Origin of the sequence: Caballeronia sp. GAFFF2 (assembly GCF_023631485.1) — a bacterium.
Classification (GTDB): Bacteria; Pseudomonadota; Gammaproteobacteria; order Burkholderiales; family Burkholderiaceae; genus Caballeronia.
In genome coordinates this window covers 23,808-41,563 of record NZ_JALQDA010000010.1, presented here as the reverse complement: position 1 = coordinate 41,563, position 17,756 = coordinate 23,808, and the positions used below count along the sequence as shown (strand labels likewise).

The following is a 17,756-nucleotide window of genomic DNA, read 5'->3' as shown; positions in this document are numbered from 1 at the left end:
CATCATGGAACGTTTCGCCCGTTTGCTGCCCTTTCGTCAGTTTGGCCGTCTGCGTCATTTGCGCTCGCTGATCTCATGCGCCGTGGCGCGGCCTGAAGCGGCGCCCGATCTCTTCGACGAGATGCCCGCGTTGCCGTCGCGTCAACCCGCCTTCGCCCGTGTGTCGCTCAATAGCGCGGTGCATGCGGAATCGGAACAGCGCGCGCCGGTGCGGGTGTATCGCAGTGAGTCGCGGGTAATCATGGTCGGCAATATCGGCGAGGTGTCGCGCATGATCGACCGGTGTATCGACGAGGAACGCGCCGGCGTTAGCAGCGGCATTCTGGCCTGAGCGCGGTAGAGCGTTTGCCGAGTGAATTTGAGTTATGTGTAATGCAGGCAGTCCGCAATCTATCGGCTGCAAGGAATGAAGCTCGGGATATATCCGGCGTGAACATGGTCAATCGTTCTTTCATGTCACCCATGTCACGCCGGGGGTCGTTCCTTCGCATGTCCCGCACTACGCGTTATCTCGTCGTCACGCTCGTCATTCTCTTCATCGTTGCAGGGTTAAGCCTTGTCTATGCGTCGCCCTATATTGCACTGAACCGCGTCAAGCACGCGGCCGATGCACGCGATGCACAGACCGTCAACGAATACGTCGACTTCCCCGCACTGCGTGAAAGTCTCAAAGAGCAAGTCGGAGCACTGCTGACGCGGCGCGTCGATATCCAGAAGAGCGGCAATCCGCTCGCGATCATCGGTGCAATGATCGGCGCGGCGCTCGTAGGGCCGCTGGTGGATTGCTACGCTACGCCCGAAGGCGTCGCCGCGATTTTGAATGGCATTCCGCCGCGGGGAGATCCAGGCGAGCATCCACCCGCTGTCGTGCCACCGGTTCGAGACGGTCAGGCGGCGGCGAGTTCACCGCCTTCGGAAGCGGCATCGAGCATGGTTGCGACTCAAGAACCGCCGCGACAACCACCGCAGACCACGGCCGGATATCGCAGCTTCGATACGTTCGTGGTGACCTACCAGCACGGTGCCGGCGATGCGCGGTACTCCGCGATCTTTCATCGGTACCGGTTGATAACGTGGAAGCTGGTTGCGGTTGATTTGAACGGGTGAATTCGTTGTTGGACAACCATTAACGTGCCGGTAAGCGCTTCATGGATTTCTTGCGGCGTTAAGCGTGCGCTGCCGTCACGCAAGGAGACGACAACTAGCGGATAGCGCAAAACAGCACTGGCCCGACGCAGGCCAGCCTCATCGCGCAAACCTATCCTCAAACACTTACTTCGGCCCGGTCCGGCTTCGCCGCATAAGCCGCCTCATCTTCCGCTTCGGCCGACTCACCTGCCTGACAAACCGCAACCAATATGCTGCATGACACGCGATCGAGCAGCGGTGTGTTGCCCGCGCCCATCCACCAGCGCGCGAGACCGCTGCGGCATCGATGGCCGACCACGACCAGATCGACCTTGAGACTTTCCGCCAGCGTGGCGATTTCATCGATCGGATGCCCGAATGCGAAATGGCCCTGCGCCTGCAAGCCGCGTTCGCGCAGCCACTCCACGCCTTCTTGCAGGATGTCGCGTGCGGCATCCTCGAACCGTCCGCATGCCATGTCGGTCAGAAGACCGGCGCTTTGCGCAATGCTCGAACGCATATCCACCACCGCCAGCACGTGCGTCTCCGCGTTCAAGGCAAGCGCGAGATTCGCGCCCTGACGCAACGCCTTGCGGCCCTCTCTGGAGCCGTCGTAGCACAACAGGATTTTTCGATAGCCTGACATCATGATCTCCCTGCCGCGTAGCCGATGGTGTCGGCAAATCGAGTGCGGCGCATCTTCATCATGGTAGGTCGCCTCATGCGTGGCAACGATGGAAAACGCTTACATGGCAACAAGCGCTAGCGCACACCGTGCCAGAGGCCTGAGCGCCTTGCCGGACAAGCGCGCGGCGCCATTTGCCAAAACAACAGGAAGACGCGATGCACGCTTCGATCACAGGAACGATGCATGCGCTTGCATGCAAAGCGCCGCGCTGGTGCATTGGATTACACTAGCCGGCTGAGTTTTCTCCTCGCAGGACCGCCGCATGACCGACATAAATCACCGAGCTGGCGCGAACTCGAACGCGGCGCCAGCGATCGAATTCAGCGAAGTCAGAAAACATTACGGCGAGCGAAGTGTCGTCGATGGCTTGTCGTTCGACGTTCAGCCTGGCGAGTGCTTCGGCCTGCTCGGCCCGAACGGCGCGGGCAAGACGACGACGCTCAAGATGCTGCTCGGCATTACATCGCCCGACAGCGGTACGATCCGTCTCGTCGGCGAACCCGTGCCAGCGCGCGCACGCTTCGCGCGGCAACGCGTGGGCGTCGTGCCGCAATTCGACAACCTCGATCCCGACTTCACCGTGCGCGAAAACCTGCTCGTCTTCGGCCGCTATTTCGGCTTGGCAGGCGCGCGCATGGAAGCCATCGTGCCTTCGTTGCTCGAATTCGCGCGCCTCGAAAGCAAGGCCCAAGCGCGCGTCGGCGAACTGTCGGGCGGCATGCGGCGGCGGTTGACGCTCGCGCGCGCCCTCGTCAACGATCCCGACGTGCTCGTGATGGACGAACCCACCACCGGTCTCGATCCGCAAGCGCGCCATCTGATCTGGGAACGCCTGCGCTCGTTGCTTTCGCGCGGTAAAACCATTCTGCTCACGACGCACTTCATGGAAGAGGCCGAACGCCTGTGCGACCGGCTTTGCGTGATCGAGGAAGGCCGCAAGCTCGCGGAAGGAAGGCCGCGCGAGTTGATCGAATCGGTGATCGGTTCGGACGTCATCGAAATCTACGGACCCGATCCGCAGGCGCTGGCCGCCGAACTGGAACCGTTCGTCGCGCGCACGGAGATCAGCGGCGAAACGCTTTTCTGCTATGTCGACGACCCGCAGCCCGTGCATGCGCGCGTGAAGGGCCGGACGGACGTGCGCTATCTGCATCGTCCGGCGAATCTCGAAGATGTTTTTCTGCGCCTGACCGGGCGCGAGATGGTGGACTAATCAAGCGATGGACACTTTCGATCGATCAGGCGCAAGCATCGAGAAAACACGCGTGCGAGCCAAACACGCCGATACGCTCTCGCCCATGAGCAACGCGCTTCCCGCCAACGCGAGCAACTGGATGTCGGTATGGCGGCGCAATTATCTGGTGTGGAAGAAGCTCGCCATTGCATCGATGATCGGCAATCTCGCCGATCCGATGATCTATCTCTTCGGGCTAGGCCTCGGTCTCGGCTTGATGGTCGGACATGTCGACGGCGTGTCGTATATCGCGTTTCTCGCGGCGGGCACGGTGGCGTCGAGTGTGATGATGTCCGCGAGTTTCGAGGCCATGTATTCCGGTTTCTCGCGCATGCACGTGCAGCGTACGTGGGAAGCGATCATGCATACGCCGCTCACGCTCGGCGATATCGTTCTCGGCGAAGTGATCTGGTCCGCGAGCAAATCGGTCTTGTCGGGCGTGGCGATCATGCTGGTGGCGGGCGCGCTCGGCTATGCGAGTTTTCCGTCGATGCTGCTCGCGCTGCCCATCATCGTGCTTACGGGACTCGCATTCGCGAGCACGGCGATGATCGTCACAGCCATCGCGCCGAGCTACGACTTCTTCATGTTCTATCAGACGCTCGCGCTCACGCCCATGCTCTTGCTCTCCGGCGTGTTTTTTCCGGTCGCGCAATTGCCTGCTTTTGCGCAGCATGTGACGCAGGCGCTGCCGCTTTATCACGCGGTCGAGTTGATCCGCGCCGCCATGCTCGGCCGGCCCGTGCACGGACTCGCGTTGCATCTCGCGGTACTTGCGGCGTATTCGGTTGTGCCGTTCTTCCTGTGCGCGTGGCTGTTTCGCCGCCGCATGATGAAATAAAGGGCGATGAATCATCGCCCTTTATCCCGACAGACAACCACGGATTTACTTCACGCCGAACTCTTTGTGGCCGCCGAAGCCGAAGCGCATTGCCGAAAGCATGCGCTCGGGGAAGGCTTCGGCATCGCGCGACCGGAAGCGCGTATAAAGCGCCGCTGACAACACTTGCGCCGGCACCGCTTCCTCGATGGCCGCTTCGATCGTCCAGCGCCCTTCGCCGCTATCGGCCACTTCGGTCGAGTAGCGTTCAAGCGAACCATCGCCCGCAAGCGCGCCCGCGGTCAGATCGAGCAGCCACGACGACACCACGCTGCCACGCCGCCAGACTTCCGCGACATCGGCCAGATCGAGCGTGTAGCGCTCGTTTTCCGGCAATTCGGTCGATTCCTTGTGCTTCAGAATATGGAAGCCCTCGGCATACGCCTGCATCAATCCGTACTCGATGCCGTTGTGCACCATCTTCACGAAATGTCCCGAACCGACCGGTCCGCAATGCATGTAGCCGTTCTCGACACGCGCATCGCGTCCGTCGCGGCCGGGCGTCAAGGGAATGTCGCCGCGTCCCGGCGCAAGGGTCGCGAGAATCGGATCGATACGGTTCACCACCGCGTCATCGCCGCCGATCATCATGCAGTAACCGCGCTCCAAGCCCCAGATGCCGCCTGACGTGCCGACATCGACGTAATGCAGGCCCTGCGCTTTCAGCTCGGCGGCGCGGCGGATATCGTCCTTGTAGAAGCTGTTGCCGCCGTCGATGATCACGTCGTCCGGGCTCAGAATCTGCCGGAGATCGTTAAGCGTGTCCTCCGTGATCTTGCCGGCGGGCAGCATGAGCCAGACGACGCGCGGCGTGGCAAGTTTTGCGACCAGATCGCCGAGATCCTTCGCGCCGGTCGCGCCTTCGCTCGCGAGTGCGTCGGTTGCTTGCGGACTGTGGTCGTAGACGACGCATTGATGCCCGTCGCGCATCAGGCGGCGTCCGATGTTGCCGCCCATGCGCCCCAGTCCCACGATGCCAATCTGCATGTCCGTTACTCCTTGCCGTTGTGTTTGACGCGTTCGATCTGCTTTTTCGCTTCCTCGTAGACGCGTTCCGGCGTAAAGCCGAATTTGGCCTGAAGCGCCTTCAACGGTGCGGACGCACCGAACGTATGCATGGCGAGCACGGTGCCGAGCCGGCCGACGTAGCGGTCCCAGCCGAGCGTGCCGGCCTGTTCGACCGCAACGCGAGCATTCACCGCATTCGGCAACACCGATTCCTTGTAGGCTTCGTCCTGTTTCTCGAAGAGGTCCCACGAAGGCATCGATACGACGCGCGCCGCGATGCCTTCGGCCTTCAGCTTCTCGTAGACGCCCACGCACAGCGCGACTTCGCTGCCGGTGGCAAGCAACAGCACTTCGGGCGTCTTGCCGCCTTCGGTGTCGGCAAGCACGTAAGCGCCGCGCCGCACGCCTTCAGCCGACGCGTATTTCTTGCGATCGAAGGTCGGCAGCGGTTGACGCGTCAGCACGATACACGACGGCTCCTTGTGATACGACAGCGCGACGCGCCATGCTTCGCCGACTTCGTTGGCATCGGCGGGACGCAGCGTGGTGAGGCCCGGCACGCCGCGCAACGAAGCGAGTTGCTCGATCGGCTGGTGCGTCGGTCCGTCCTCGCCCACGCCGATGGAATCGTGCGTGAACACGTAGACCACCGGCAGTTCCATGATCGCGGAGAGGCGGATCGGCGGCTTCATGTAGTCGCTGAAAATCAGGAACGTCGATGCATACGGCCGCATGTTGGACAGCGCGAGTCCATTGGCAACCGAGCCCATGCCGTGCTCGCGAATGCCGAAGTGCAGATTGCGGCCGTCGTAGCTCTTTGCCTCGAAACTGCCCGCGCCGTCGAACTTCAGATTCGTTTTCGTCGATGGCGACAAGTCCGCCGCGCCGCCGATCAGCCAGGGAATGGACTGCGCGATGGCGTTCAGCACCTTGCCCGACGACTCGCGTGTGGCGATTCCCTTTTCGTCCGGCTCGAAGGTCGGAATGCTCTTTTCCCAGCCTTCCGGCAGCTTCGCTTCGAGCATCAGCGTGAGTTGCTTCGCGAGATCCGGATAGTCCTTGCCGTAGGAATCGAACTGCTTCTTCCAGGCTTCGTGCGCCGCCTTGCCGCGCGCGCCCATGCCGTCGGCGAAATGTTGCACTACGCCGTCGGGCACGAGGAACTGCGCGTCTTCCGGCCAGCCGTACGCGCGCTTCGCAGCCTTGATCTCATCGGCGCCGAGCGGTTCGCCGTGCGCGGCCGCCGTGTCCTGCTTGTTCGGCGCGCCCCAGCCGATGATGCTCTTCACCACGATCAGGGTCGGCTTGTCGGTGGTCGCCTTCGCCTTGTTGATGGCCGCTTCGAGCGCGGCGGCGTCGTTGGCGTCGTCGACGTGCAGCGTGTTCCAGTTGTAGCCGTGAAAGCGCGCTTCGACGTCGTCGCTATACGCGAGGTCGGTGTGTCCTTCGATCGTGATGCGGTTGCTGTCGTAGATCCAGATGAGGTTCGACAGCTTCAGGTGCCCCGCGATCGATGCCGCTTCGTGCGAGATTCCTTCCATCATGTCGCCGTCGCCGCAAAGCGCGTAGACACGGTAATCGAATAGCGGCGAATCGCTTTTGTTGAAGTGCGCTTCTTTCCAGCGCGCGGCCATCGCCATGCCGACGCTGTTGCCGAGACCCTGACCGAGCGGACCTGTCGTGGTTTCGACACCGGTCGTCATGCGGTATTCCGGGTGGCCCGGCGTCTTGCTGTCGAGCTGACGAAAATTCTTGATATCGTCGATCGAGATGGCCGGCTTGCCGGTTGGCTTGCCGAACTCGTCGACTTCCTTCACGCCGGACAGATGCAGCAGCGAATAGAGCAGCATCGACGCGTGCCCGACCGACAGCACGAAGCGGTCGCGATTCGGCCAGAGCGGCGCGTCGGGATCGTAGCGAAGATGGTTCTGCCACAGGTGAAACGCGACTGGCGCGAGCGCCATCGGCGTGCCGGGGTGACCCGAATTGGCTTTCTGCACGGCGTCCATCGACAGCGTGCGGATGGTATTGATCGTGAGCGTGTCAAGATCGGCGGAAGACTTCGGCGTTGCTTGAGACATGAGCGACGACTCCTTTGCTAAGGGCGCGCTGTGGCTGAGGGCGCCGCAGCGGGCAACCAGGACCATCGAGCAAGTGTAGTGCCTTACAGCCGGCACTGCATCGCAAGTGACACGTGGGGCGCGCCGTCGCCCTTATCTGGCGGTGATGCCGGGGCGCGGACAAGCGGCGGCGTTACGGCAGGATACGGACGCAATGCATCCTTGAAGCTTTGCAAAAGTAAGGCAAGGGCTAAGTAAGCGAAGCGCGCATCGCCGATATTGCGTGCGCGCGAACGGTCAATCGTGACACATCCGCGCGCAGGCCATCAGGTTTCGCGCCAAGGCCTTGTTCGCAAACGGTTTAAGGCGCGGCAAAGGCGTGACCGGAAGGACGGTTCAAGGCGCCGGGTTAGGCTGACGTTCATGAAGCGCTTCGATCTCGGCGATGATTTCGTCGGAAAGTTCGACGTTCACGCTGTCGATGTTTTCCTTCAGCTGTGCCATCGACGTCGCACCGATCAGCGTGCTCGTCGTGAACGGACGGCTGTTGACGAACGCCAGCGACAACTGCGCGGGCGTCAAACCGTGGCGCTTCGCCAGTTCGACATAGGAAGTGACGGCAGCGATTGCCTGCGGCTTGCTGTAACGCTGAAAGCGCTCGAATAGCGTGATGCGCGCGCCGGCCGGGCGCGCACCGCCTTCGTATTTGCCCGAGAGCCAGCCGAAGGCCATCGGCGAATAAGCAAGCAGGCCCACGCCTTCCTTGTGCGTGAATTCGGAGAGCCCGAGTTCGTACACGCGGTTCACGAGACTGTACGGATTCTGAATGCTGACGACGCGCGGCAAGCCCGCCTTTTCCGACGCGCGCAAGAATTGCGCGACGCCCCACGGCGTTTCGTTGGACAGCCCGATATGACGAATCTTGCCGGCCTTGACGAGTTCGCCGAGCGCGGCGAGCGTTTCCTCGATCGGCACCGTGTATTCATCGTCGATATACGGATAGTTCGGGCGGCCGAAGGTCATCGTGCTGCGGTCGGGCCAATGCAGCTGATACAAATCGATGTAATCCGTTTGCAGGCGCGCGAGGCTGCTGTCGACGGCTTCGACGATATTCTTGCGGTCGAACTGGTTGCCCGCGCCGCGGATGTGCCGCGGATTGTGCGGCTGGCGCGCGGGCCCGGCGATCTTGGTGGCAAGCACGATATCGGCGCGCTTGCCGCCGTTCCTCGCGAGCCACGTACCGATGTACTCCTCAGTGCGGCCTTGCGTTTCAGGGCGCGGCGGGACCGGATACATTTCGGCGGCATCGATCAGATTCACGCCTTGAGCGAGCGCGTAGTCGATCTGTTCATGCGCCTCGCTCTCGGTGTTCTGCTCGCCCCAGGTCATGGTGCCAAGCCCGATCAGACTCACGTCGACACCCGAATCTCCCAGCTTCCGATACTTCATTGCGTTCCCTCTTGTTGCCATTGTGTTGGCGTTGCGTTGGCGTCCTGTCGGCCTTTCGTCGGCGATGCAGTCGAACGGCGGGCCGCAACCGCAAAAATTACCATAGCCGTGCGAGATCTGCTGTCGTGGCTAAAATAGCGGGCCGCGTCACGGCTTTGCAGCGCATCCGAACCTACCCATTTTGCACAAGGAAGTCTCAGCCGATGCCCTCTCCCGCTGCTCAAACTGACAACGAACGCGCGCAGCGAGGCTCATCGCTCATCATTACGCTGGTCGCGGCCACGTTTTTCATGGAGAACCTCGACGGCACGATCATCGCGACCGCGCTGCCGCAGATGGCGCATTCGTTCAACGTGCATCCGGCCGAGATGAGTCTCGGCATCACCGCGTATCTGCTGACGCTCGCGGTGTTCATCCCGATTTCCGGCTGGGCCGCCGACCGCTTCGGTTTGCGCACGGTGTTCGGCAGCGCGATCGCCGTTTTCACGGCCGCTTCCGTGCTGTGCGCGACGACTTCGACCCTGCCCGCGTTCGCGGCGGCGCGCGTCTTGCAGGGCATCGGCGGCGCGATGATGGTGCCGGTCGGACGCCTGGCCGTGCTGCGCGCCACGCCGAAGAACGACCTCATGCGCGCCATCGCCATCATCACCTGGCCGGGGCTCGTCGCGCCGGTGATCGGACCGCCGCTCGGCGGCTTCATCACCACGTATTCGTCGTGGCGCTGGATCTTCTATCTCAATGTGCCGCTCGGCATCATCGGTTTCTTGCTCACGTTGCGCTTCATCGACAACGTGCGCGCGGATGCGAAGCGCCGCTTCGACCTCGTCGGCTTCGCGCTGTGCGGAATCGCCTGCACGACGCTGCTCTATGCGATGGAGCTGATCGGCCGCAACGAGACGTCGTGGCGCTACGCCGGCGTGCTCGTGATCGTCGGCGTGGTGGCGAGCGTCGCGTCGTGGTGGCATTTGCGGCGCGCGGCGCATCCGGTCGTCGATCTGTCGGCGCTCAAGGTAAGGACCTTTGCCGTGGCGATGGGCGGCGGGTCGCTGCTTCGCATCGCCATCAGCGCGGCGCCGTTTTTACTACCGCTGATGTTTCAGGTCGGCTTCGGGCTGAACGCCTTCGAATCCGGCCTGCTCACGCTCGCAGTGTTCGCGGGCAATCTTTCGATGAAGCTCATCACCACGCCCGTGATGCGGCGCTTCGGCTTCCGGCCGGTGCTGATCGTCAACGGCGTGATCGCCGCGCTTTCGCTTGCCGTGATGAGCTTGCTCACGGCATCGACGCCGACGTTCGTGATCGTCGCCGTGCTGTTCGCGAGCGGCTTGTCGCGCTCCTTGCAGTTCACGGCGCTCAATACGCTGAGTTTCGCGGATGTGCCGAAATCGCAGATGAGCGCGGCATCGGCGTTATCGAGCACGCTCTTTCAGATGACGATGGGCGTGGGCGTCGCGGTCGGCGCCATTGCCCTGCGCTTTGCCGAATGGCTGCATGGGCACGACGCGCAGTCCATCGCGACGGAAGATTTCAGCGTGGCATTTCTGATCGTCGGGCTGGTGGGATTGATCGGCGTGGTGGATCTGTTCAGCCTCAAGCGCGATGCGGGAGCGCTCGTGTCGGGGCATAAGGGGAAGGTTTGACGGATTCGTCCTGTGTTGGGTTTCGGAGCGACGCCGTCGAGATCAAGGCCGCGTTTTTTGCGGTGATCTCCTGAGCGACCTTTGCCTAGCCTCAAGTTTCGCTCCGACGCGCCGTAATCCGCGTTATGAACACGCACAGTCTCGACTCCATCGCCGCTCTCAGCGAAGCCGTAGCCGTCATCCGTCACGCGCGCGGGCTGAAGAATCCGAACGACCTGCCCACCGGCACGCCTGAATGGAAAGCCGCGAGCGATGCCTTCGCCGACGACTTCGTTCGCGCGCTCGACGGCGAACCGAGCGTGCGCGCCTGGTGGTGTTTCTGATCTTCCGATCGTCGATGCAAGCCGGCGCGTTGGACGCTGTTTCCCGCGCGAATCCGGCAATTCCTACGAGCCTCTTTTCCGAAATTCCGGTTTCCCGAGTCAAGTCTTCCTAAATCGCTCAACGTTTGCGCCTGGCTATCAAGACCACCGGCCCCCACGCCGAAAACTTGCATATCACCATGATCCTTTCGGGAGCCGCCTGTGAAGTGGGCCGTTTCTTTTCTATCTATCGTCGTTGTCAGTTCCTTGACCGGCTGCGCGCCGCTGCCGGCCGCCAATCCGGTCGCGCAGACCGATAAGCCGCCGGTCGCCACGGGCATCATCAGTTTCGAGATTCCCGCCGATGCCCTCGGCGCCCGCGATGCGCAGCTCAGCGCAATCCTCACCAAAGCCGGCTCGCTTGCAGCCGCGCAGAAGCAGCCGACCACCATTCTCGTCACCGCGCTCGCGCAGGATTTGCCCTATATCAATCAGGCGATCTGGAAAGGCGTGCCGGCGAAACGCACCGTCCGGCTGAGCCTCGAGAACCGCACCGCCGGCGCGCGCGAGCCGTACAGCGTGTCGATCAAACCAACGCAAGGAGGCTGACATCATGCGACGCACTCTCTTGGTCATCGGCGGCTTGCTGGTTTTTTCGACCGCATCCGCCGGTCCGCTCGATGTCAGCGCGCCCGGCGTACAAACCTTGGCCGCGCTCATGCCCGGCTCGCCACGCGTGTATCCGCCGCTGCCGACGCTCGCCATGCTGCCGCCTTCGACCGGCGACGACGAACTTCCCGCCAAGCCATCCGCGAAAAAGAGCAGAAAGGCGCGCCTGGTCGCGGATTGCCGATGCGACGGTCCCGAACCGCGTCTCGTGGTATCGGGCGAATCGCGCAGTTATATGAAAGACATCGAACAGCGGCTGGACGCCGCGTTGATCCGCTGAACGCCAGCAGGGGCGGACAACAAACGCCTATCGACCGCTTCGTATAAGACCAACACGGGAGCCACGATTCATGTTTCCACCAGCGATAGCCGCCACGCGGCTTGCCCTCGCCGCCTGCGCCGCGCTCGGATTGTCGCTTGCATCCGGCGCTGTGCACGCCGATGACTGTTTCGAACTGGCGGGCGCGTATCAGGGCGTCAATCCGCTCGTGCTGCGCGCGGTTGCCTGGCGCGAGTCGAAACGCGACGCCAGCGCGATCAACCGCAACGCCAACGGTTCCATCGATGTCGGCCAGTTGCAGATCAATTCGATTCATTTTCCCGACCTGGCGCGCCAGGGCATTCCGCACCGCGCGCTCGCCGATCCGTGCGTAAACGTGTTCGTCGCGGCATGGCTGCTCAAGCAAAAGATGGTCAAGTACGGCAACACGTGGCGCGCGATTGGCGCTTATCACTCGGAATCGCCGAAACATCGCGATGCCTATGCGCGAAGCATCCAAAGCATTCTCGTGAGCTGGGGCGAATTGCAGCCGGCGATGCCCTGAGGCTTCGGCATCGACGATTCAGCGCCTTAGCGCCTTAGCGTTTGAGCCAGTCGAGCCAGCCAAGCGCGATCGCCGCGTTGACGATCACACCGGCCGTGGCCGCGATTGCCGCGATCATCGTCCAGAAGGCCGAACGGCGCGATGCCTGCGCGGATTCGCGGGCGAGTTGCGCGGCGTCGTTGGCCGAATTGACGGATGCGAACATCGCGCGAAACTGCTCGTCCTGATGCGCGACCTCCTTGCCGCGCAACCACGCGCGCTTGGATGCGGCTTCGGGGTCGCTCGTGGCGGCATCGTCGAGATCGGCGCGGACGGACGCTTCGCCCGCGGCGTCGTAGCGGCGAAAGCGTGCTTCGCGGGTGCTGCCGTGGTCTTCTTCGGGTGGATGGCTCATGTGACGCTGATTTTGATTGTGGCTTCGAGAACAGTCGATTCTGCCAGCGGTCCGAGGCGCGTCGTGTCCCGTTTCGCAGGCAGCACGACATGACCGCGCAACCACGCGCGGCCGTCGATCACCGCACCGGCTTCAAAGCTGACTCATCCCGCCATCGATCACTAGTTCAGAGCCCACGATGAACCCCGCCTCCGCCGACGCCAGCAGCAGCACCGTCGCCGCCACTTCGCTCGACTTGCCGAAGCGCCCGAGCGGAATCTGGCTTTGCAGTTGCGCGGCGGCTTCATCGGCGAGGCCGAGCTTGTCGTGCAAAGGCGTTGCGATGGGACCGGGGCTCACCACGTTCACACGCACGCCGCGCGGCAGCAATTCCGCCGAGAGCGTCTTCGCAAGCGAGATGAGCGCTGCCTTGCTCGCGGCATAGATCGACGAAGCGGGCATGCCGATATGCGCGTTGATTGAACCGTTCAGCACGATGGATGCGCCTTCGTTCAGTAGCGGCACGAGCGCCTGAATCTGAAAATACGGACCCTTCACGTTGATCGCGAAGGTTTCGTCCCACGCTTTCTCGTCGATATCGACGAACGGAGCGAACGTGGCGACGCCTGCATTGACGAACACAGCGTCGAGCCGGATGTGCGCGTCGCCGAGATGCCGCGCGAGTTCCTGCGCGGCGGCGATGGTGCCCGTGACGTTGCGTATGGCGACGGCGTTAGCGCCGAGCGTCTCGCGCGCCTTGGCGAGAGAGACTTCATCGCGACCCGTGATGACGACGCGCGCGCCTTCCGCGGCGAATGCCTGCGCCGCCGCCAGACCAATGCCGCTGTTGCCGCCCGTAACCAGAACTGTCTTGCCTTCGAAGCGATTCATGACGTTCTCCTTTGAACGTTGATCAGTGTGAAGGCAGTATGGCGGGCTTTGCGAGCAATGCCGTACGGGTAAATCGAGGAAAACGTGCGGAATTGTCGAACGAGTTTAGCGGCCCACGGCTGCGAACCGTGCGTATTGCCAATCCTAGCCTCAGCGATCGTTGCTCATGCCTTTTAGCTGATCGTTGCCGGCGTCGCGCGCGGCATCTGCGGTAGCGAAATTTTCTTCCGATACGAGCGCGCGTCTCACTTCGCGCGCTTCGAAATCGACTAGCACGAGTACCCAGACGAATCCGCCCGCTTGCTCGGCCGTCTGCACGAACGCGCGGACGTTGCCTTCTTTTGACGATGTCATCCTGACCTCCTCCTTGGTGGAACCACGACACGCGCGGTGACGACGAACGCCGCTTCAGGCTTCGAAATCCAGACCGCCAAGCAGCACGGAAGTCTCGGCCTGCGAGCGCGTGACCATATCGACATCGCGTGCGCCTTGCCAGGCCGCGAACTTGATGTCGAGTGCGTCCAGATAGCGCATAAAGCGCGCCTCCCCGTGAGGATGCATGAGACGCTCGATCTCCTCGTCGTCCCACGTGAGAAAGATGTTGAGCGGCAACGGATAACCGCGCGCGCGCTCGTCGTTCGCATGCGGTGGGGTTTGAGCGCTGAGGTGCAATTTGGCAGGCTGGTGCGGATATTCGCCGGGAACGATATCGACGCGCACGCCGTGAAGCAGCGCCGCCACTCGCTCGGCGATACGCGGCATGAATTCGCTTTCGAAGCGAAGCGCCTGCTCCCGGTTCAACGCCCTTCTCCGTGTGCTTTCAATGCGTGCGGCGCGCCGTCAGACTGGCGGCAAATCCTCGAGCGATTTTTCGATCTGCCCGTCTTGCACGCGCGCTTCGATGCCGATATGGCCGTTCGCGTAGGGCAGCGAGCTGACTTTCGGACCGAGAAAAGTGCGACCGCCGAGGGTAAAGAGCGTGCGGACCTCCTTGCCGCTCTTGATGGCGTCCACGACCTCCTGCACTTCCACGATGGTGGTGGGCGCGGCCCAGTCGTTGGTCGCGGAATCGAAGCTGCCCCAGCGGACGTTGGTCACGCGATCGTTGACCCAGCGCACGCCGTCTATCGCCAAGGTGGTCATGGCTGCCTCCGTTGCCGTGTTCGGAATGGTGGTTTGATGATGCTAGCACGGGGGAGGTGTGGGGGTTGGCTGGTTCGAGTGTCTGTCGAGACGTGCCTTTCGACAAAGCGCTTCGCCGCACTGCGGTAAAATTACACCTTCGCCTTAAACCGATGCAGACCGCGCCACGGTCATTCGCTCCACATGTCCGCCGTTCAAAAAATCAGCCCCCGCCGCGTGTCCGTCGCTCCGATGATGGACTGGACCGACAGGCATTGCCGCTCGTTGCATCGGCTCGTGTCGCGGCACGCTTACCTCTACACAGAGATGGTGACCACGGGCGCCCTGCTTTACGGCGATGTCGCGCGTCACCTTGCGTTCACGCCCGCCGAAGCGCCGGTTGCGTTGCAGCTCGGAGGCAGCGAGCCGGCCGATCTGGCAAAGAGCGCGAAGCTCGGCGAGCAGTGGGGTTATGACGAAATCAATCTGAATTGCGGCTGCCCGTCCGAGCGCGTGCAGCGCGGCGCGTTCGGTGCATGTCTGATGAAAGAGCCGCAACTAGTAGCGGACGGCGTGAAAGCCATGCGCGATGCCGTATCGATTCCCGTGACGGTCAAGCACCGTATCGGCGTCGATTCCATCGAGGACTACGCGTTCGTGCGCGATTTTGTCGGCACCGTCGCCGATGCGGGTTGCGAAGTGTTCATCGTCCATGCGCGCAACGCTATCCTGAAAGGCCTGAGCCCGAAGGAGAACCGCGAGATTCCGCCGCTCAAATACGAATATGCGTATCAACTGAAGCGGGATTTTTCGCATCTGGAGATTTCGATCAACGGCGGCATCAAGACGCTCGACGAGGTCGAGGAACATCTGAAACACGTCGATGGCGTCATGTTGGGCCGTGAGGCTTATCACAACCCGTATGTGCTCGCGGGCGTCGATACACGCTTTTATGGCGCGACGACGGCGATTCCTTCACGCGAGGAAATCGAAGCCGGACTCATTGGCTATGCACGCAACGAACTTGCGCGCGGCACGTATCTCGGCGCGGTGACACGTCACGCGCTTGGGCTGTATCGCGGCACTGCCGGTGCGCGTGGATGGCGGCGCGTGCTTTCCGATAGCCGGCGGCTGGCAACCGGCGATCTTGCGATTTTCGACGAAGCGCGTGCCCATTTGCGCGAAGGTGCGGAAGCTATCGAATCTTGAAGCCGTCTCGCGAACGAAGATGCGTGAAAGGGCTAGGCAAGCGCAATTTTAGTTCGTATAATCTCGCTTCTTGATTGCTGAGCAACTTTCAGCAAGATGGAATCAGGTAGTTCAGTGGTGGCTGTAGCTCAGTTGGTAGAGTCCAGGATTGTGATTCCTGTCGTCGTGGGTTCGAGTCCCATCAGCCACCCCACGGAATTAAAGCAAAAAGCCCGGTCAATTGACCGGGCTTTTTGCTTTTCCGAAAGACGAAATCTTCCGCGAATTTTCAGCCGACGCGCCTGTCTCATGAAGACCGCGGCGCTCCCGCCGCGGCTTCGCTCGTGGAGACTCGACATGAAAAAAACGACCCTCGCGCTTCTCCTCATCTGCTCGGCCGTAGCGGTGCAAGCCCAAACTGCGCGCCCCGACGATAACGCCTCGATGGTCAAGCCGCCGAGCGCACCCGGCTCGCCTTCCGCCGAGACCACGCGCCCGAACAATCCCGACAACATGCCGGTGAAGCGCCCCAACCCGCCGCCCAACAGCGACCGCATGCTGCATCACAGTCCGGCGAGCGACGCCATCGCAAAGTAAGCGCGCCCGCGTCGTATCTGCTTAGGCATCGCTTCGACACCGGCTTGCGCCCCCCTATAATGGCGCGTCACGACAACCAACGAGAGCCGCGGTTCGCCGCAAGCGGTCCTGCCAATGCATAAAGTCATTCTGCCGTTCGTTTCTGGTTTTCTTGCCGCACTCTTCTTTCGGGAATCGACGCTCGCGCTGCTGCATGCAGCAGGTCTCATCGATCAAGCCGGCTTTTCCATCACCCCTTTTCTGCCGCTCGGCATTCCAACTTTCATCGCGAATGCGTTATGGAGCGCGGTGTTCGGCGTGCTGCTCTCGTGGCTCTTGCGCGTCGCGCCGGAGAACCGCGCGCCGTGGATTGGCTCGCTCGTATTCGGCGGCATCGTGCTGACCGCGGTCGGCGCATTCGTGATCGATCCCGCGCGCGGCATCTGGCCAAGCGGCAACATGCTGCCGCGACTCGCGCCCAACTTCATCGCCAACGCAATCTGGGGCTGGGGCGCGCTCGTCTTCATGCGCGCTTTCTCGGCCGGCAACGAGTCGCGTTGATCGCGCGTTCTCGCTAAGAACGCTCAGTCCTTGAGCAAACGCAGCGGATGCGTCGCCGGCGTCCAGGCGCTCTCGAACATACGTTCGACATCCTTGACGCCCACCTCCTCCGCCCGCGCGATCTTCCAGCTCGGCTGATTGTCCTTGTCGACGATACGCGCCCGAATGCCCTCGATCACATCGCCGCGTTCGAACGTCGTGCGCGTGAGATCGAGGTCGCGGCGCAAGGTCTCCGCCATCGATGAATACCGCGCGCGATCCACCTGCTGCAGCGAGACATCCACCGACAAAGGCGAACGTTCGCGCAGTTCCGCCGCCACGCGCTCGGCCCACTCGCGCGCGGCGCCATCCGTCTCACGCGCGAGCGATGCGAGAATCGCCGCGCCATTGCCCGTGGCGAAATGCTTGTCGATGAGCGTGCGTCCCTCGGCAAGCGCGCTGCGGTCGAGCGTCGGGCTCACCTTGTATTTGGTCGTCTCGTTTTCGACGAAGCGAACGATCGCTACGCCATCGAGAAAGCGCTGATGCCGTAGCGATTCGATCAAGCCCGGCAACGCGCCATCGTCGAGATAAGCGTCGGCCATGCGCGCATAGAGCGCGTCGGCCGCGCCCATGCTCGCGCCCGTCGCGGCCAGATAACGCCCGATCGCGCCAGGCGCGCGCGCGAGAAACCAGCTCACGCCGACATCGGGAAAGAGTCCAATACGCGTCTCGGGCATCGCCATCTTGGTCGACTGCGTGACGATTCGCAGCCCGCCCGTATGATGCGCGCCTTGCGAGATACCCATGCCGCCGCCCATCACGACGCCGTTCATCACCGCGATATACGGCTTCGGGAAGGTGAAGATCGCGTGATTGAGCTTGTACTCGTCGGTGAAAAACGCGTCGATCGAATCGCGGTCGCCCGCCTGCGCCGACTCGTAGAGAAAGCGGATATCGCCGCCCGCGCAAAACGCCCGCACGTGCGGGCTATACACCACGACGGTGCGGATTGCCTGGTCGTGACGCCAGGCGCGCAAGGCCTCGCTAATCGCGCGCAACATGGGCGCGGACAGCGCATTCAGAGCCTTCGGGCGATCGAGTGCAATGAAGCCGATGCCGTTGGCGGAGTCGATACGGATATCTTCGGTGGTCATCGTGTTGGAGTGTCGGGTCGGTTCGTT

General features: G+C 62.4%; 22 protein-coding genes and 1 tRNA gene. 13 read left to right on the top strand and 10 right to left on the bottom strand.

Annotated elements, in window-relative coordinates:
• Positions 1 to 4 precede the first annotated feature (4 nt).
• Both NCT04_RS07535 and NCT04_RS07530 read left to right on the top strand, forming a co-directional pair.
• The gene (locus tag NCT04_RS07535; RefSeq protein WP_244825242.1) at positions 5 to 331 is read left to right on the top strand and encodes a hypothetical protein; all 327 of its coding nucleotides are present in this window, start codon (positions 5 to 7) and stop codon (positions 329 to 331) included.
• A 158-nt stretch (positions 332 to 489) separates the two neighbouring features.
• On the top strand, positions 490 to 1,107 hold the full coding sequence (locus NCT04_RS07530; RefSeq protein WP_250464762.1) for a DUF2939 domain-containing protein: 618 nt from the start codon (positions 490 to 492) through the stop codon (positions 1,105 to 1,107).
• Positions 1,108 to 1,264: 157 nt separating this feature from the next.
• Here the strand turns inward: NCT04_RS07530 and NCT04_RS07525 are convergent, their stop codons facing one another.
• Positions 1,265 to 1,774 carry a universal stress protein gene (locus tag NCT04_RS07525; RefSeq protein ID WP_250464890.1) on the bottom strand — a complete coding sequence of 170 codons (510 nt, stop codon included), beginning with the start codon at positions 1,772 to 1,774 and terminating at the stop codon, positions 1,265 to 1,267.
• 304 nt (positions 1,775 to 2,078) lie between these two features.
• On the opposite strand from NCT04_RS07525, the gene nodI reads away from it, so the two are divergent.
• Together nodI and NCT04_RS07515 are read left to right on the top strand one after the other, a co-directional pair.
• A complete protein-coding gene (nodI, locus tag NCT04_RS07520) occupies positions 2,079 to 3,029 on the top strand; it encodes a nodulation factor ABC transporter ATP-binding protein NodI (protein WP_250464760.1) in 951 nt (316 codons plus the stop codon).
• An 85-nt stretch (positions 3,030 to 3,114) separates the two neighbouring features.
• Positions 3,115 to 3,891, top strand: coding sequence for an ABC transporter permease (locus tag NCT04_RS07515; protein ID WP_250464888.1), 777 nt, complete (start codon positions 3,115 to 3,117; stop codon positions 3,889 to 3,891).
• 45 nt (positions 3,892 to 3,936) lie between these two features.
• Here NCT04_RS07515 and gnd read toward each other — a convergent pair whose 3' ends face one another.
• The 3 genes from gnd to NCT04_RS07500 form a co-directional block, all read right to left on the bottom strand.
• Positions 3,937 to 4,917, bottom strand: coding sequence for a phosphogluconate dehydrogenase (NAD(+)-dependent, decarboxylating) (gene gnd / locus NCT04_RS07510; protein WP_250464758.1), 981 nt, complete (start codon positions 4,915 to 4,917; stop codon positions 3,937 to 3,939).
• Positions 4,918 to 4,922: 5 nt separating this feature from the next.
• Positions 4,923 to 7,019 (bottom strand): transketolase, encoded by a 2,097-nt coding sequence (gene tkt, locus NCT04_RS07505; RefSeq protein WP_250464756.1) that lies wholly within the window; start codon positions 7,017 to 7,019, stop codon positions 4,923 to 4,925.
• Between the two features lie 375 nt (positions 7,020 to 7,394).
• Positions 7,395 to 8,447 (bottom strand): NADP(H)-dependent aldo-keto reductase, encoded by a 1,053-nt coding sequence (locus NCT04_RS07500; protein ID WP_250464754.1) that lies wholly within the window; start codon positions 8,445 to 8,447, stop codon positions 7,395 to 7,397.
• 203 nt (positions 8,448 to 8,650) lie between these two features.
• Here NCT04_RS07500 and NCT04_RS07495 point away from each other — a divergent pair, with 203 nt between their 5' ends.
• The 5 genes from NCT04_RS07495 (at position 8,651) to NCT04_RS07475 (ending at position 11,882) form a co-directional block, all read left to right on the top strand.
• The gene (locus NCT04_RS07495; protein ID WP_250464752.1) at positions 8,651 to 10,087 is read left to right on the top strand and encodes a DHA2 family efflux MFS transporter permease subunit; all 1,437 of its coding nucleotides are present in this window, start codon (positions 8,651 to 8,653) and stop codon (positions 10,085 to 10,087) included.
• 125 nt (positions 10,088 to 10,212) lie between these two features.
• A complete protein-coding gene (locus tag NCT04_RS07490) occupies positions 10,213 to 10,410 on the top strand; it encodes a hypothetical protein (protein WP_244825252.1) in 198 nt (65 codons plus the stop codon).
• 246 nt (positions 10,411 to 10,656) lie between these two features.
• Positions 10,657 to 10,998 carry a hypothetical protein gene (locus tag NCT04_RS07485; RefSeq protein ID WP_284503094.1) on the top strand — a complete coding sequence of 114 codons (342 nt, stop codon included), beginning with the start codon at positions 10,657 to 10,659 and terminating at the stop codon, positions 10,996 to 10,998.
• A 4-nt stretch (positions 10,999 to 11,002) separates the two neighbouring features.
• Complete coding sequence (locus NCT04_RS07480; protein ID WP_250464750.1) at positions 11,003 to 11,338, top strand: hypothetical protein; 336 nt, start codon at positions 11,003 to 11,005, stop codon at positions 11,336 to 11,338.
• A 70-nt stretch (positions 11,339 to 11,408) separates the two neighbouring features.
• The gene (locus tag NCT04_RS07475) at positions 11,409 to 11,882 is read left to right on the top strand and encodes a lytic transglycosylase domain-containing protein (protein ID WP_250464748.1); all 474 of its coding nucleotides are present in this window, start codon (positions 11,409 to 11,411) and stop codon (positions 11,880 to 11,882) included.
• A gap of 34 nt (positions 11,883 to 11,916) precedes the next feature.
• Here NCT04_RS07475 and NCT04_RS07470 read toward each other — a convergent pair whose 3' ends face one another.
• The 5 genes from NCT04_RS07470 to NCT04_RS07450 form a co-directional block, all read right to left on the bottom strand.
• Positions 11,917 to 12,276, bottom strand: a complete 360-nt coding sequence (locus tag NCT04_RS07470; RefSeq protein ID WP_250464746.1) for a hypothetical protein — start codon at positions 12,274 to 12,276, stop codon at positions 11,917 to 11,919.
• Positions 12,277 to 12,408: 132 nt separating this feature from the next.
• Positions 12,409 to 13,146: an SDR family oxidoreductase gene (locus NCT04_RS07465; RefSeq protein ID WP_244825261.1), complete on the bottom strand. Its 738-nt coding sequence runs from the start codon at positions 13,144 to 13,146 to the stop codon at positions 12,409 to 12,411.
• 150 nt (positions 13,147 to 13,296) lie between these two features.
• Complete coding sequence (locus tag NCT04_RS07460) at positions 13,297 to 13,500, bottom strand: hypothetical protein (RefSeq protein ID WP_244825263.1); 204 nt, start codon at positions 13,498 to 13,500, stop codon at positions 13,297 to 13,299.
• A 54-nt stretch (positions 13,501 to 13,554) separates the two neighbouring features.
• Positions 13,555 to 13,947: a DUF5594 family protein gene (locus tag NCT04_RS07455; RefSeq protein ID WP_250464744.1), complete on the bottom strand. Its 393-nt coding sequence runs from the start codon at positions 13,945 to 13,947 to the stop codon at positions 13,555 to 13,557.
• A 39-nt stretch (positions 13,948 to 13,986) separates the two neighbouring features.
• Positions 13,987 to 14,289, bottom strand: a complete 303-nt coding sequence (locus tag NCT04_RS07450) for a hypothetical protein (RefSeq protein WP_244825265.1) — start codon at positions 14,287 to 14,289, stop codon at positions 13,987 to 13,989.
• Positions 14,290 to 14,472: 183 nt separating this feature from the next.
• Here NCT04_RS07450 and dusA point away from each other — a divergent pair, with 183 nt between their 5' ends.
• The 4 genes from dusA (at position 14,473) to NCT04_RS07430 (ending at position 16,593) form a co-directional block, all read left to right on the top strand.
• Positions 14,473 to 15,477, top strand: a complete 1,005-nt coding sequence (gene dusA, locus NCT04_RS07445; protein ID WP_250464742.1) for a tRNA dihydrouridine(20/20a) synthase DusA — start codon at positions 14,473 to 14,475, stop codon at positions 15,475 to 15,477.
• A 117-nt stretch (positions 15,478 to 15,594) separates the two neighbouring features.
• A tRNA-His gene (locus NCT04_RS07440) sits at positions 15,595 to 15,670 on the top strand.
• A gap of 143 nt (positions 15,671 to 15,813) precedes the next feature.
• Positions 15,814 to 16,053 (top strand): hypothetical protein, encoded by a 240-nt coding sequence (locus NCT04_RS07435; RefSeq protein WP_250464741.1) that lies wholly within the window; start codon positions 15,814 to 15,816, stop codon positions 16,051 to 16,053.
• A 114-nt stretch (positions 16,054 to 16,167) separates the two neighbouring features.
• Entirely contained in the window at positions 16,168 to 16,593 is a 426-nt protein-coding gene (locus NCT04_RS07430; RefSeq protein ID WP_244825268.1) for a hypothetical protein, read from the top strand.
• Positions 16,594 to 16,616: 23 nt separating this feature from the next.
• On the opposite strand, the gene NCT04_RS07425 is transcribed toward NCT04_RS07430, so the two are convergent.
• Positions 16,617 to 17,729: an enoyl-CoA hydratase/isomerase family protein gene (locus tag NCT04_RS07425; protein WP_244825269.1), complete on the bottom strand. Its 1,113-nt coding sequence runs from the start codon at positions 17,727 to 17,729 to the stop codon at positions 16,617 to 16,619.
• Between the last annotated feature and the right edge of the window lie 27 nt (positions 17,730 to 17,756).

Excerpts from the sequence above, each read along its gene's own strand:
- NCT04_RS07475 (WP_250464748.1), top strand. The coding sequence starts at position 11,409 with ATGTTTCCACCAGCGATAGCCGCCACGCGGCTTGCCCTCGCCGCCTGC.
- gnd (WP_250464758.1), bottom strand. The coding sequence starts at position 4,917 with ATGCAGATTGGCATCGTGGGACTGGGGCGCATGGGCGGCAACATCGGA.
- NCT04_RS07450 (WP_244825265.1), bottom strand. The coding sequence starts at position 14,289 with ATGACCACCTTGGCGATAGACGGCGTGCGCTGGGTCAACGATCGCGTG.
- NCT04_RS07490 (WP_244825252.1), top strand. The coding sequence starts at position 10,213 with ATGAACACGCACAGTCTCGACTCCATCGCCGCTCTCAGCGAAGCCGTA.
- dusA (WP_250464742.1), top strand. The coding sequence starts at position 14,473 with ATGTCCGCCGTTCAAAAAATCAGCCCCCGCCGCGTGTCCGTCGCTCCG.
- NCT04_RS07530 (WP_250464762.1), top strand. The coding sequence starts at position 490 with ATGTCCCGCACTACGCGTTATCTCGTCGTCACGCTCGTCATTCTCTTC.
- NCT04_RS07515 (WP_250464888.1), top strand. The coding sequence starts at position 3,115 with ATGAGCAACGCGCTTCCCGCCAACGCGAGCAACTGGATGTCGGTATGG.
- NCT04_RS07470 (WP_250464746.1), bottom strand. The coding sequence starts at position 12,276 with ATGAGCCATCCACCCGAAGAAGACCACGGCAGCACCCGCGAAGCACGC.
- NCT04_RS07500 (WP_250464754.1), bottom strand. The coding sequence starts at position 8,447 with ATGAAGTATCGGAAGCTGGGAGATTCGGGTGTCGACGTGAGTCTGATC.
- NCT04_RS07465 (WP_244825261.1), bottom strand. The coding sequence starts at position 13,146 with ATGAATCGCTTCGAAGGCAAGACAGTTCTGGTTACGGGCGGCAACAGC.
- NCT04_RS07525 (WP_250464890.1), bottom strand. The coding sequence starts at position 1,774 with ATGTCAGGCTATCGAAAAATCCTGTTGTGCTACGACGGCTCCAGAGAG.
- NCT04_RS07430 (WP_244825268.1), top strand. The coding sequence starts at position 16,168 with ATGCATAAAGTCATTCTGCCGTTCGTTTCTGGTTTTCTTGCCGCACTC.
- NCT04_RS07480 (WP_250464750.1), top strand. The coding sequence starts at position 11,003 with ATGCGACGCACTCTCTTGGTCATCGGCGGCTTGCTGGTTTTTTCGACC.
- tkt (WP_250464756.1), bottom strand. The coding sequence starts at position 7,019 with ATGTCTCAAGCAACGCCGAAGTCTTCCGCCGATCTTGACACGCTCACG.
- NCT04_RS07495 (WP_250464752.1), top strand. The coding sequence starts at position 8,651 with ATGCCCTCTCCCGCTGCTCAAACTGACAACGAACGCGCGCAGCGAGGC.
- NCT04_RS07425 (WP_244825269.1), bottom strand. The coding sequence starts at position 17,729 with ATGACCACCGAAGATATCCGTATCGACTCCGCCAACGGCATCGGCTTC.
- nodI (WP_250464760.1), top strand. The coding sequence starts at position 2,079 with ATGACCGACATAAATCACCGAGCTGGCGCGAACTCGAACGCGGCGCCA.
- NCT04_RS07460 (WP_244825263.1), bottom strand. The coding sequence starts at position 13,500 with ATGACATCGTCAAAAGAAGGCAACGTCCGCGCGTTCGTGCAGACGGCC.
- NCT04_RS07535 (WP_244825242.1), top strand. The coding sequence starts at position 5 with ATGGAACGTTTCGCCCGTTTGCTGCCCTTTCGTCAGTTTGGCCGTCTG.
- NCT04_RS07435 (WP_250464741.1), top strand. The coding sequence starts at position 15,814 with ATGAAAAAAACGACCCTCGCGCTTCTCCTCATCTGCTCGGCCGTAGCG.